The sequence below is a fragment of the Sulfuricurvum sp. genome (assembly GCF_028710345.1).
Classification (GTDB): domain Bacteria; phylum Campylobacterota; class Campylobacteria; order Campylobacterales; family Sulfurimonadaceae; genus Sulfuricurvum.
In genome coordinates this window covers 14816-28101 of sequence record NZ_JAQTUH010000016.1, presented here as the reverse complement: position 1 = coordinate 28101, position 13286 = coordinate 14816, and the positions used below count along the sequence as shown (strand labels likewise).

15 protein-coding genes and 1 rRNA gene are annotated in these 13286 nt (G+C 41.0%); 6 read left to right on the top strand and 10 right to left on the bottom strand.

What is annotated here, in order from left to right:
- Positions 1 to 111: ribosomal RNA gene (gene rrf, locus PHC76_RS13465) — 5S ribosomal RNA — on the top strand; the annotation flags it as partial.
- Positions 112 to 558: 447 nt separating this feature from the next.
- Positions 559 to 801, top strand: coding sequence for a helix-hairpin-helix domain-containing protein (locus PHC76_RS13460; RefSeq protein ID WP_300210480.1), 243 nt, complete (start codon positions 559 to 561; stop codon positions 799 to 801).
- Positions 802 to 875: 74 nt separating this feature from the next.
- Here the strand turns inward: PHC76_RS13460 and rpsR are convergent, their stop codons facing one another.
- The 5 genes from rpsR to PHC76_RS13435 form a co-directional block, all read right to left on the bottom strand.
- Positions 876 to 1142, bottom strand: coding sequence for a 30S ribosomal protein S18 (gene rpsR / locus PHC76_RS13455; RefSeq protein WP_300210478.1), 267 nt, complete (start codon positions 1140 to 1142; stop codon positions 876 to 878).
- Between the two features lie 21 nt (positions 1143 to 1163).
- Positions 1164 to 1664: a single-stranded DNA-binding protein gene (locus PHC76_RS13450; protein WP_300210476.1), complete on the bottom strand. Its 501-nt coding sequence runs from the start codon at positions 1662 to 1664 to the stop codon at positions 1164 to 1166.
- Positions 1665 to 1683: 19 nt separating this feature from the next.
- Positions 1684 to 2067, bottom strand: a complete 384-nt coding sequence (rpsF, locus tag PHC76_RS13445; RefSeq protein WP_300210474.1) for a 30S ribosomal protein S6 — start codon at positions 2065 to 2067, stop codon at positions 1684 to 1686.
- Positions 2068 to 2184: 117 nt separating this feature from the next.
- Entirely contained in the window at positions 2185 to 3150 is a 966-nt protein-coding gene (gene holA / locus PHC76_RS13440) for a DNA polymerase III subunit delta (protein ID WP_300210472.1), read from the bottom strand.
- Positions 3147 to 5099, bottom strand: a complete 1953-nt coding sequence (locus tag PHC76_RS13435) for a ribonuclease R family protein (RefSeq protein WP_299974959.1) — start codon at positions 5097 to 5099, stop codon at positions 3147 to 3149. Before PHC76_RS13435 ends, holA begins: the two co-directional genes overlap by 4 nt.
- A gap of 69 nt (positions 5100 to 5168) precedes the next feature.
- Here PHC76_RS13435 and PHC76_RS13430 point away from each other — a divergent pair, with 69 nt between their 5' ends.
- On the top strand, positions 5169 to 5495 hold the full coding sequence (locus PHC76_RS13430; protein ID WP_299974962.1) for a hypothetical protein: 327 nt from the start codon (positions 5169 to 5171) through the stop codon (positions 5493 to 5495).
- Positions 5496 to 5518: 23 nt separating this feature from the next.
- Here the strand turns inward: PHC76_RS13430 and PHC76_RS13425 are convergent, their stop codons facing one another.
- The 5 genes from PHC76_RS13425 to PHC76_RS13405 all read right to left on the bottom strand — a co-directional run bounded on the left by PHC76_RS13425 (position 5519) and on the right by PHC76_RS13405 (position 9028).
- Complete coding sequence (locus PHC76_RS13425) at positions 5519 to 5977, bottom strand: DUF2147 domain-containing protein (protein WP_299974965.1); 459 nt, start codon at positions 5975 to 5977, stop codon at positions 5519 to 5521.
- 10 nt (positions 5978 to 5987) lie between these two features.
- Positions 5988 to 6731, bottom strand: a complete 744-nt coding sequence (locus tag PHC76_RS13420; RefSeq protein ID WP_299974967.1) for an SDR family NAD(P)-dependent oxidoreductase — start codon at positions 6729 to 6731, stop codon at positions 5988 to 5990.
- Between the two features lie 14 nt (positions 6732 to 6745).
- Entirely contained in the window at positions 6746 to 7747 is a 1002-nt protein-coding gene (locus PHC76_RS13415) for an NADP-dependent oxidoreductase (protein ID WP_299974970.1), read from the bottom strand.
- 13 nt (positions 7748 to 7760) lie between these two features.
- Positions 7761 to 8288: a hypothetical protein gene (locus PHC76_RS13410; RefSeq protein WP_299974973.1), complete on the bottom strand. Its 528-nt coding sequence runs from the start codon at positions 8286 to 8288 to the stop codon at positions 7761 to 7763.
- 149 nt (positions 8289 to 8437) lie between these two features.
- Positions 8438 to 9028: a TetR/AcrR family transcriptional regulator gene (locus tag PHC76_RS13405; RefSeq protein WP_300210470.1), complete on the bottom strand. Its 591-nt coding sequence runs from the start codon at positions 9026 to 9028 to the stop codon at positions 8438 to 8440.
- Between the two features lie 116 nt (positions 9029 to 9144).
- Between PHC76_RS13405 and greA the strand changes: the two genes are divergently transcribed.
- The 3 genes from greA to purL all read left to right on the top strand — a co-directional run bounded on the left by greA (position 9145) and on the right by purL (position 13235).
- Positions 9145 to 9675 (top strand): transcription elongation factor GreA, encoded by a 531-nt coding sequence (greA, locus tag PHC76_RS13400; protein ID WP_300210469.1) that lies wholly within the window; start codon positions 9145 to 9147, stop codon positions 9673 to 9675.
- A gap of 9 nt (positions 9676 to 9684) precedes the next feature.
- Positions 9685 to 10926, top strand: a complete 1242-nt coding sequence (locus PHC76_RS13395) for an EAL domain-containing protein (protein WP_300210467.1) — start codon at positions 9685 to 9687, stop codon at positions 10924 to 10926.
- Positions 10927 to 11021: 95 nt separating this feature from the next.
- Positions 11022 to 13235, top strand: a complete 2214-nt coding sequence (gene purL / locus PHC76_RS13390) for a phosphoribosylformylglycinamidine synthase subunit PurL (RefSeq protein WP_300210465.1) — start codon at positions 11022 to 11024, stop codon at positions 13233 to 13235.
- Positions 13236 to 13286: the final 51 nt, after the last annotated feature.

The window sequence follows — 13286 nt, the reverse complement described above, 5'->3', positions numbered from 1 at the left end:
TGGCTATAGAGAGGGGGAAACGCCCGGTCCCATTCCGAACCCGGAAGCTAAGACCCTCTTCGCTCATAATACTGCATCTTTCAGGTGTGGAAACGTAGGTCGCCGCCTGGCCTTAGAATTTCTCCTTACAATATCAATCCATTCTTTTTACAATCACAACCCCTTCTTTTACATTAAGTCATAAATCAACATCAAATCCTAAAATTAAAGCCTCTTAGATACGCTATTTTATTAATCGTAACTCATCAATTAATCTCGCCCATTCAAATAGTAAGTGCAACACACAGTTAAGCTACAGAATAAGATTTCGTAATTGTATCAAAGAACACTTCTGAAGGTGTTTTATATCCCAATATTTTTCTCGGTCTATTGTTGAGCTTGTTTTGAACATCAACAATCTGCAATACACGACTAAGCTACAAAATAAGATGTTCTGTACACATTTACTACATGGAATGTCATATATACCATGATAATTCTAGACGATTTATATTATTTCAACTTGACACTTTAAACCCAAGAAGATAAAATACTATGAACTAATACAAAAGGTTTATTATGGTTAAAATTATTTTCTTGGTAATGTTTATATTTTCTTCTCTTTTTGCGGTGGTAAACGTGAATAGTGCTAATTCTGCGCAGTTACAAACACTGAATGGAATAGGACCGACTAAGGCTGGTGAGATTTTGAAATATCGTAAAGCTCATGGTGGTTTTAAGAGCGTAGATGAACTGGTTAATGTTAAAGGAATTGGACCTAAAACGCTTCAACATATAAAGTCTCAAGTTAGCATTAGATAGATGATAGATAAGCTGAAAATGGAATGAATGTGGAGCTTTGTATCAGCAAGAGCTGATACTGAAGTGATAGTGGCCTAGTAGCGGTTATCGTCGAATGAAGCACCTGCAATCACTTTACGTGATACAGTGTATGGAATCAACGCTGCTGCGCGTGATTGTTTGATAGCGATCGTAACCATATCTTGGTGACGTTTACAGTTACCTGTTAAACGACGTGGCATGATTTTGAAACGCTCAGAGAGTGAATATTTCAATGAAGCTACATCTTTGTAGTCAATGAAATCTACTTTTTGTTCGCAATATTTGCAAAAACGTTTTTTAAATTTTCTTTTTTCTGACATGGTTCTATCCTTGTGCTTTTTCTAAAACGGAATTTCGTCTTCGTTAATATCAATCTCAGGGAGATTGTTTTCAGGCATTTTTACTGCTGCCGGTTTTGAATACGATGGAGCTGAATAGGCTTTTTGAGCAGGTGCTTCGTAGCCACTGTCATAATTACTCTCAGTACCATCATTGTAGCCACCGCTAGAAGCTTCGCCACGTGAATCAAGCATTTGCATGGTTTCAACGATAACGGAGTGTTTCGAGCGTTTTTGTCCACTGGCTTGGTCTACCCATTGTTCAAACTGCAATCGTCCTTCGACAAGGATTTTAGAGCCTTTACGAAGGTATTGGTTGGCAACTTCTCCTGAACGTCCGAAAAAAGTGATATCGACAAAACATGTCTCTTCTTTTTTCTCACCGTTCAACGTGAATTTACGACTGGTTGCAATAGCGGTTTTCGCGATTGCTGATCCGCTCTGCGCATATCGAAGTTCAATATCGCGAGTTAAGTTTCCAACCAAAATGACTTTGTTATACATAGGGTTTCCTTGTAATGGATTAAGAAGCTACTTCTTCTTTTTTCTCAGCAACAGCAGCGGTTGGAGCAGGTTTTTTGGTTTTTTCAACCATACCGTTCCAAGCAGCAATTTCACGTTTTGAATCGTATTTCATTGTTACGAAACGCAAAATTTCCTCGTTGATACGGAAACGACGCTCAATTTCAGAAATCGCAGCAGGTGCAGATTTGTAATACATAACGTAAAAATAACCACGAGCATTTTTCTCGATCGGGTAAGCCAATTTTTTCATTCCCATTGCGTCGCGAGCAACGATCTCACCGCCGTTTGCAGTGATCACTTCTTCAACGAGTGTGATGGTGTTTTTAATCTCTTCTTCTGTAAGAGTAGGTTTTACGATTACTAGGTTTTCGTAATGTCTCATAGCGTATGTCTCCTTATGGTGTTCGCCCCTTATGGTTGTTATACAGCACGACAGTCGTGTTGCAAAGAGCAAGGAACGCGCGGATTATACTGAAATTTTACTTAATTTAAGTTTTGGCTATAGTATATTTTGTAATTTTAGTAGTGCTGATAATAGCAACGATTCTTGATCTGGGCTTCCCGTGGATTTCATTTTTAGTTCGGTATCGAGGAGGAGATTAAGCCCTTTTTTATACCCATCAGCGGTGATTTTTATGGAAAGAGATGCTCGCTCTTTTTCGATAAAACCAGGAAGTTTATATCCTAAAACAAGGGCTGAGTCAGCGATGCCGTGCAGTTTTATCGAGACGTTAAAGAGGTAAAGTTGTGTTAAAAATCCGCTAAGTGCTGTGAGTAGTTGAATCTCATTTTCTCCCGATTCGAGGAGGTGGTGCAGTGAGGGAAGAAACTCTTTTTTCTCGATTACTTGGGAGATAAAAGCATCCAGTTTGAGTTCGCTCAATCCATAAACGTGTTCTTCAACGTCACGAAAAGTAATCGGTTTATTTAAGATGGCAAGTTTTGAGAGTTCATTACACGCTAAAGAGAGATTATTATTGTGGAGATCGAGGAGGTGAAATGCCGCTTGGTTATCGAGTTGAACTTGTAGTTTTTGAGCCTCTTGGAGCAAAATAGTGCGTGTTTCGGCAGCATATGGGTGATAAAAGCGGACTGAGCCTGTATGCGAACCTTTGAACGCGGTATCGGCTCCTTTGACATCCTCGCCGTAGTAGCAATAGATAAAGGTGTTGTCACTGTTTTTTCCGACAAGTTCTACGAGGGTATCGAGTTCGGCTTTCGGGAGCTTTTTTTCGTGTTTGACGATAAGAAGGTTTTGATCACCGAAAAGTGAGCCTTGGGAAAGGTGGGCTTTTGCGGTGTTAAAATCGTATTCGTCATGATACATACTAAGCACCGAAGCACCTTCAATACGAGCCAGTGCGGAAGCGTATCGGTCAATAAAAAAATGGCTCTCACCGAAGAGTGCCATGGCACGTGGAGCGTTGTTGTTTTGGAGATGGCGGTCTAAGTCTTGTCGAGTCATAGAGAAATTCCTGATTCATTGTCGATTTTGCGTACAAACGATGCGGTGATTTTCGCCATTGCCAAATCAACAGTTTCAATTTTAACGACGATATCATCAAACAGCATCAACCCAAAATGGGAGGTGACATTGACTTTGGCTCCTGTAATCACATCGTGGATTTCGGCGCGGATTTGGTCTTCGGTTTGGATGATGCGGGCTTGGAACTCTTGAGCGATAACCGTAGCTGCCCAACGGGCAAATTTACGCTCTTGGAATCGGATTTCGATGTCGCTCGCTTCACGCTCTTTTTCACTGATGGAGGTACAAAGAGACTCGATGTTGCGTAATACGTACGAGCCCTCTTCACTGTCTCCTGCGCTAATTGCTTTGAGGAGTCGATGAACGATTAAATCGCTGTATCGACGGATGGGAGAGGTAAAATGGGTGTAACGCTCAAACCCTAATCCGAAATGTCCGGTATTGTAAGGAGCGTAGCGTGCTTGCATTTGGGCTCGGATGATGAGGGTATCGACTTCACTAACAAGTCCCCGTTTTTCGGCTTCAGCTTGGATAGCGGTGATGGTCTCTTTGAGAGAGGCTTGAAATTCGACAAAAATACCGATACTGGCTAATTCGGTGGTGAGGCTTTGGAGCTTCATAGCGCTTGGGGCTTCGTGGATACGGAAAACTCCGCGCTCATACATCGAGGCGGCGGCTTTGTTGGCGAGGAGCATACAATCCTCGATGAGAGCGTGTGATGGGGTTTCGAGTGCAAATTCGGTAGAGAAAATATTGCCTGCATCATCGAGGCGCATTTCGAGTTCACTGGAGCGGAAATCAAACCCTTTTATCATCCGTTGCTCTTTTAATCTTCCCGTTAATGTATTGAGTTTCGGAATATATTCAAGAACACGAGACTCTTTTTCGGTGGTAGCGGTTAAATTTCCCTCTAAAAAGAGATCAATCTCTTCGTAGGTAAAACGGCGGTGGGAATGGATGAGTGATTCGTAGAGTTTCGTATCGGTTACTTCCAACGTTTGGGGGTCTATTATCATCTCAAACGTGTAGGCAAGACGGTCTACTAGCGGTTGAAGAGAACAGAGTGTTTCGCTCAGTTGACGTGGGAGCATCGGGATAGAGCGGTGGGGAAGATAGATTGAAAAACTGCGGTAAATTGCCTCAGCATCGAGTGCACCGAAGGGATGGACGTATTCGCTCACATCGGCGATGGCAACGTAGAGGGTGGAGGTTTCGGGAATAAAGCAGATAGCATCATCGTAATCTTTTGCGGTGAGCGGATCGATGGTACAAAAGGGGAGATGACGTAAATCGCGACGGTTTGGATAAAGTGAGGCATCGACCTCTTTGGGGAAAGATGCGGCTATTTCTAAAACATCCTCTTCAAAAGCATCGTGTTTGTTGTAGAGGGCGAGGACGATTTTTTCATCCACTTTGGGGTCACTCAAATCCCCTAGATAGTGGGTTTGCAAATTTTGATTATTGATTTGGTAGAGAGAACCCTCGGTGGTATTGGGCAAATCACTCAAAGAGATGGGGATGGTTTGTGAGGTGCGGATATCTTGGAGGGTGGGTAGGCCATTTTTAGAGGTGATAATCCCTACGCTAAATGTTTCGCTCCGTCCGACAACGATAATCACTTTGGCACTGGGTCCCCCACGTCGCCCCAAAAGGCGTTGAGCGATAACCATATCCCCTGCGTGTGCACCGTTTAGATATGCGGTGTCGATAAAATGATCCCGTACACTCTCTCCGATGGTCTGCAGATATGCACCTGTTGTTTGGACGCTGGCAATAATGCCTGCACGATATTGGGAAGCGAATTGGTATTTCCCCTCTTCAAAGGTGAGAATTTTCAATCCATACCATTGTTGGATGCTTTCTTGCTCCTCTGGGGCAATATCTTGGGTAAATAGACCATGTGTTAGACGAATTAAGAGTGATTTCATAGAGATATTATAGTCAATAAATACTTCTATGATAGAATAACCCCTTTATTTTACAAAGGAATTTAGACAATGACACACGAAGCGATTCTTAACCAATTGGGATATATCCCTAATGAGGCATTAAGCCTCCAACTCAGCCGTATTGAAGAAAATACAGAAGGGTATGAAAAAATCATAAAACATGTCTTGGATTTGCACGAAGCATTGAAAACAGATGAATCGTATGTGGCGATGTCGAACAGTAACGACTATTTTAAAATCAAGATTGATGCGACAAGTGAGATCAGTTCAAGTGACGCAATGGAAAAAATCAACCATTTTGCAGACAAATACAAAGTTCAGCTTCAAAAAGTGGATGGAAAACCAACCTATTACGTTGTAGGATTTGCGTCGTAAATGAAAGGGGCTTTTGCCCACTTTTATTCGTTATTATTGTTTTGACGCGTCCAGACCTGCGTACGTCCGATTAATGAGAAACCGATATAACCTCGTACAACGAGTTTTCGTCCTCCATCTTCGAGATGCATTTTACAACTGTATTCCTTGCCAATATCCGGATCAAGAATCTTACCTCCATCCCATCCATCACCGTCAGGTTTCATATTTTTCATAATGGTCATCCCCTGAATTTTCTGATTTTTGCGTTCATCACTGCATTCTGTACAGCGGCGCTCAGAAGTATCAGTGGGACGAAGCCCTTTGAGTGCTTTTCCGATTAAAGCACCGTCATTACTTTGCATGATTTGTATCAATGCAGTTGGCTTGTGCGTATTATCATCAATCGTAAGCCAAGTACCGACAGGAGAATTGTTTGTATCAGCAAAGGCTGAATTTACACTCAGTAGAAAGACTAGAAAAAGAACTACTTTTTTAAACATGATATATCCTTTATTTATTGAGCATATTAAGGGCAAAATTTGGAGCAATACGACTCATCATCTTAAGCGCATTACTCTGTCCAGGTCTGATCTCTAGGGTACCTCTACCCATTTTTTTGATAGCTATTTGAGCAAGTTGCGATGCAGACATGACTACCATTTTATCTAGCTCTTTTTGTTCAAATTCATCCAATAAAGGGGTTTCTGTAACAGAGGGCATCAATTCGATAACTTTTACATGGCTGTGTTTTAGCTGAATACGGAGTGACCGTGTAAATGAATGCAACGCTGCCTTGGTAGCAGAATATACAGGTGTGATGGACAATGGAACAAATGCCAACGCAGAGCTGACATTAACGATAGCAGCAGTTTTTTGTCGCTTTAAAAGGGGCAAAAACTGGTTACACATATAAATAACACCGCTTAGATTGGTGTTGATCTCTTGGGTCAGATGGGTGAAATCGTTTTCATCATGCATATTGATTTTTTTCGAAATACCCGCATTGTTAATCAGGATATTAAGATGTGGAAATGATTTTGAAACCATCTCATATAGGGCCATTATCTCCTGAGGATCGGCAACATCGCTTTTAAAGATATGAATGTTTTTCAACTCTTTTTTTGCTTTTTCTAGTTTTTCACTATTACGCCCTGTAATAATGACTGTATTTTTTTCACAAAGTTGTCGTGCTAATTCATAACCGATACCGCTTGCCCCGCCTGTGATCAGAATAGTATTATTAACCATTTGCATTTGTTTTCCTTTTATTATTTGACTTTTATAACAACTTTACCTTTGGCATGCCCTCTTTGAACGTAGGTCAAAGCATCGTTTGCCTCGTCAAAAGAAAAGACTTTATCCACAACAGGACGAATGATTGACGAATCGATAAGAGTTGAAATTTCGCTCAATGCTTTGCCGTCTGATTTCATAAAATGAAATGAATACTCAACATTAAGTTTTTTCGCCTTTTTTCGAACACCGTAGCTCAAGCAAAACATAACCATTTTTAGTAACCATGGTGCTCCAAGATCATCTGCAAAGCGAGTATCCGGTGGACCTGATATTGAAATAAGTCGTCCCCCTTTTCTAAGAATACCTAATGATTTGTAGAGGGTTTTTGTGTCTTGAGAATTTATAACTACATCATAATCTTTTAAGATAGTTTCAAAATCCTCCTTCTTGTAATCAATCACCACATCTGCACCGAGACTCTTTACTACCTCCATATTAGCTGCGCTTGTAGTAGTAGCAACGGTAGCCCCCATGCTTTTTGCTAATTGAATAGCAAATGTTCCGACACCGCCTGAACCCGCTTGAATGAAAACTTTTTCTCCTTTTTTTAGTTTCGCTTTTTCGATTAAGACCTGCCACGCTGTCAGCCCCACCAGAGGAATGGAGGCCGCTTCTTCCATCGTCAATGATTTTGGTTTTAAGGCTACATCTTTTTCATCTACAGCAATAAATTCGGCGAATGTTCCGATTCGATGATCTGTCGGTCTTGCATAAACTTCATCACCGACTTTGATATTTTTTACGTTTCCTCCAACTTTCACAACTCTCCCCGCCAACTCATGACCTAAGATGAAAGGTGGTTTGTAGGGTAAGAGCAGTTTAAATTCTCCATCTCTAATTTTGGAATCTAAAGGATTCACTCCCGTAGCATGCACTTCGATAAGAACATCATTTTCGAACATTTTCGGATCAGGCATTTCCATTGCTATTGGTGCAACTTTTTTCCCATATCGAGTTAAAACAAAAGCTTTCATTAGGTCGTATCCTTTAATCTTGGACTTTGAAAGCGGTCAATAATGCGTCTGACATAACCAAATAGGATGTCATATACGACAGCTCAAATATCGCTTTATCGGAGATGTTCAAAGCTCTCAATTTGTCAATATCAGCACTGTTTATCGCTGTCGGTTCATTGGCAACTTTCAGAGCAAAGAGCAAAAGCGATGTATGTTTTTCATCCAAAGGTGCGGTTGATGGATCTTTTACCATTGTTATAAGCTCATCTTGCGTCATACCGAAATTGTTAATAAGCATTCCGGCGTTAAATCCCAAACAATATTCACACTCTTTTGCCTCAGAGACCAAATAACGTAATACTGTTTCAAATTTTTGTGTTTCCATATCTTTCACAAAACTTGTTTTAATTCCTTCCCAGTGATGTTGTAATCCATCAGGTAATAAACTCCACATTTTCAAGCCCGCTGGAACAGCACCAAACATCCCTTTAATCTCATCATACGTTGCTTTGACTACACCTGTAGCATCATTTTCTTCTACTATATTCAATAAACACATTTGGTATCCTTTTATTTTAGACTAAACAGTACAAAATTGTACACCTCAAATTTACGCGAGCACTTTCATTACCGTATTAGTGTACTGATTGGTACAAAAATAGTGAAATAAAAAGAGCACCTCTAAAACCCATTTTTTGGATTTTAGAGCTACTCTAATAACTCTCTTAAATTTTCTCTCAAATCATCTATAAGCTCTTGCGAAGCTCCTGCTTGGATTGTGACGATCATTCCATTAAATGCGTTTATATATCTCCCCGCAATAATCTTTGCCTCTTTTTCTTTAGATATTTCGCCTTTTTCTTGCGCTTCTTTGACAAATCGCTCACATGCTTCAAGGAAAAAATGAAGACCAACCCCTATCTGATGACTCAAGGCACTATGACGGTTGTAGCACTCTTTACCGGAGTTCATAAGCAAACACCCTCTTATCTTTCCGCTCTCTTTGAGTTCGTTAATCATCCCCTCGCTCAGTGCTAAAAGCGCAGCTTTAGGTCCAATTTCATTTTTTAGTATTTCAAAATGGTTTAACAGAGTTTTGCCATAAAGATCCAAGCAACGAGAAAATAGATCCTCTTTGTTTTTAAAGGCGTGGTAAAAACTACTTTTTTTGATTCCCATCGTTACAAGAAGCTCATCGAGACTGGAGTTTTCATACCCATGTTCCCAAAAATAGTTCATGGCTAGTGCTAATACTTCATCTTCGTCAAATGATTTTGGTCTGCCTACTGTTGTTCTCATGGTGCAATTATAGACTAGTTGGTACACAATGTCAAGTACAATTTTAAACTATGTTAAAAATCATCTGGGAGTTTCTAGGATATTATTCGATAGTATGTAGGCAAAAGGATGGCTAAATGAGTCAAAACGAACCGATGACACCAAGAGGATATGATGAACTCTTGCGAGAGTTTAAATACCTAAAAGATGTCGAGAAACCCCGTGTCAATGTCGAAAAACAGCGTGCGGCAGAGCTGGGGGATCGAAGCGAAAACGCCGAATATCATGCGGCAAAAGAGAAGCTCCGCCATATCGATAAACGTCTTTTTTACCTCAATTCGATGATCGAAAAAGCGCAAATTATCGATCCCTCAATTCTCGATCATTCACGTGTCCATTTCGGTGCGACGGCAACGGTTATAGATAGTGCTAATGATGAAGAGTTCACCTATACGATTTGCGGGACACTGGAGAGTGAACCCGAAATCGGTCTTATCTCTGTCCATTCACCGCTCGCACGTGCAATGCTTGGGAAAAGTGAGGGGGATGAGTTTAGTGTTATCCTTCCAAGTGGTAAAAAATATTTTGAAGTGGGTATAATTAGTTTTATTGATATTTTTTTACTAAAAAAACATATTCGTCAAGAATCTGATTTTAGATTTCACTAAGGAATAACTATGAGTTTGATCGGTCGTCAGCCTGTTTGTAATGAAAATTATCTTATTACAGGTTATGACATTCTTTTTCGAGATGAAGAGTTAAGTCCCGATTTTTCCGATATCTCTATTTCCGCTTCTGTTTTAAACCGTATCCTCAACGAATTTGGGTTAGAGAGTGTCCTCGGAGGATATCAAGGATTTCTCAAAGCCGATATTGAATTTTTACAAAGTAATATTGTTACTACTATTCCCAGTGAACATTTTGTTTTGATGATTTTGGAATCTTCACTTTTTCATCCTGAACTCGAAACGGTATTAAAGCGTTTGCATGAGAAAGGGTATCGTTTTGGATTAAACAGTTGTATTCTCGATTCTAAAACACTCGAACGTATTGAATCTTTGAAAAGTTGGTTAAGTTATATTCGGATAGATGTATTACGCAGTTCTGATGAAAACTACAGCGATATTTTTAAACGTTTAAAACAAATGAAGCAAGCGGTTATTGCCTCAAAAGTGGAAACTCATGAGATTCTTGATCGATACAAGGAGTATGGAGCCGATTTATATCAAGGGTACTATATCAAACGTCCCCATACGATTGAAAACGAATCGCTTTCCATGTCTCAAGAGTCGATTGTCCGTATTTGGGATTTATTACAACGTGATGCCGATATATCGGTGATTGTAAAGGCGCTAGAACAAGATCATGCCTTAGTGCTTCAAATGCTCCAATTTATCAACTCCTCCTTTTTCTCTTTTTCCTCTACGATTACTTCGGTGAAACAAGTTATCTCTTTGATAGGGAGAAAAGCATTTGGGAATTGGTTGCTTTTATTATTGGTTTCTCATAAATCGGGTGGAAACACGAATCATCCTTTGCTACTTATGGTTATTAATCGGACTGAAATACTTAGTGGTTTATTAATGTTGAGTACCCCTAAATACACGCGAGAAGAACTCGATACCGCTTATTTGGTAGGGATGCTCTCGTTAATTCATCTATTGCTTAATATGGATCATAGAGAATTTTTGCATAAACTTCATGTCTCCGCTGAGATTGAAGAAGCGATGTTTGAAGCGCAAGGGCGATGGGGTCAATTGCTAACAATGGCTCGTCATATCGAAAATATGGATATCGAATCGTTACAACCGTTTATTAAACGCTATAACATCAACACGGTTCAAATGAACGAGTTGATTGCTAAAGCGATGGAAAAAGTAAATGCGTTTGATGCGATGATGCAAACGACATTTTTATAAATAGCAATTAGCCTACTATTTTTTCTCCTTTAAGAGAGGTATAGTGCTCCCTTTGGTATAATCGCGGAATAATAACAATTCATAAGGAAAATGCTGTGAGCACTCCTCTGCCAGATATCGAAAAAGTCCTCAAACAACATAAACTCTCTCTCGGAGATTATGACCATATCAAAAAAATCCTCGGACGTGAACCAAACCTCGTTGAAATCGGGATTTTTTCGGCTATGTGGAGCGAACATTGCAGTTACAAATCGTCTAAAAAACATTTGAGCGGTTTCCCGACCAAAGCACCTTGGGTTATCCAAGGACCGGGTGAAAATGCAGGTGTTATCGACATCGGCGGCGGATATGCGGCAGTTTTCAAAATGGAGAGCCATAACCACCCAAGTTTTATTGAACCGTATCAAGGGGCAGCGACGGGAGTCGGCGGGATCATGCGTGACGTATTTACCATGGGTGCACGTCCTATCGCCAACCTCAATGCACTCCGTTTCGGAAACGTGTTGAACCAAGATGACATCAGTGCGCATCAGCGTTATTTGGTGCGCGGTGTCGTATCGGGTATCGGCGGATACGGTAACTGTATGGGGGTTCCTACTATCGGCGGAGAGACAAGTTTCGATGAGTGTTACAACGGTAATATCCTCGTCAATGCATTTACCCTTGGACTCGCCAAAAGTGATGAGATTTTCTACGGAAAAGCGGAGGGGATCGGCAATCCGGTTATCTACGTTGGATCTAAAACAGGGCGCGACGGTCTCGGTGGTGCGGTTATGAGTTCGGATAGCTTTACTGAAGCATCTAAAGGGCTTCGTCCAACGGTACAAGTGGGTGATCCGTTTATCGAAAAACTCCTTCTCGAAGCGTGTTTGGAGCTTTTCAAAACCGATTACGTCGTCGGGATTCAGGATATGGGAGCGGCGGGACTAACGTCGAGCTCATTCGAGATGGCGGGACGCTCAGGTAGCGGTATGATTATGCACCTCGATAAAGTTCCTGCACGTGAAGAGGGGATGATGCCGTATGAGTTTATGCTCTCTGAATCACAAGAACGTATGCTCATCTGTGCTCGTAAGGGGACTGAACAGGCGATTATCGATATTTTCGAAAAATGGGATCTCGATTGCGCCGTAATCGGTGAAGTAACGGCGACGGGGAATATGGAGCTTTTCTGGCACGGTGAAAAATGTGCTGAGGTTCCGGTTGATCCCGTGAGTGAAGAGGCACCTGTATTGGATCGCCCAATGTCCAGACCAGCGTATCTCGATGAGATTGCTAATGTAAAACTCAGCGATTTTGATGCGGTTGATAATCAAAGAGCTTTTGAGAAATTGATTGCTTCTATGGAAGTAGTGGATAAACATTGGATTTATGAGCAATACGATTCAATGGTACAAACCAATACGGTCAAAAAAGGGGGTGAACTTGATGCATCCGTCATCCGTATCAAAGAAAATGGTGTAGCTTTGGCAATGAGTGCCGACTGTAATGTTCGTTATTGTTTTATCGATCCGAAAGCGGGAGCGGCAGCAGCGGTAATCGAGAGCGGTCGTAACGTGGCGATGAGTGGTGCAACGCCTAAAGCAATCACCGACTGTCTCAACTACGGCAATCCTGAGAACCCTGAAGTGATGTGGCAATTTGGTCAAGGGTGCTTGGGGATTAAAGAAGCATGTTCTGAGTTAAATACCCCTGTTATCGGCGGAAACGTATCGCTGTATAATGAAACCAATGGGAAGTCCGTATTCCCGACACCGTCCATCGCGATGGTTGGTGTTAATGAAGATCAGCATAAAGTATTGATGTCTGCATTCCAAAAAGAGGGTAATACGCTCTATCTTGTCGGTGAAAACCGTAGTGAATTTGGTGGATCACTCTACATGAAAGAGCTTTATAACGTCGTTGCGGGGACAATTCCAGCTATCGATTATGATAAAGAGCGTGCGTTATGGAATCTTGTTATTGAAGCGAATAAAAAAGGACTTCTAGCATCTGCAAAAGATTGTAGTTCGGGTGGTCTTGCGATTGCACTCGCTAAAATGGCATGTGTGAGTGATAAAGGGGTTATTGCTACTGTAAACGTAAGTGATGAACGTGATATTTTTGCTGAGAGTATGTCTCGTGCCATCATCGAAGTTGCTCCTGAAAATTGTGCAACGTTTGAAGCAATGGTTGGCTCATTGTCGTGTCAAAAAATCGGAACAGTTGGTGGAGATATGTTTGTCATCAATGACGTAACCATGAGACTCCCTGAGATGCAAAATATCTACTACAATACTTTCAAAAATGTTATTGAAGGGGACCTCTAAGGTCTTCTTTCCTCTTCTAAAAAAATCTCTATTTAAACAATTTTTACTAAG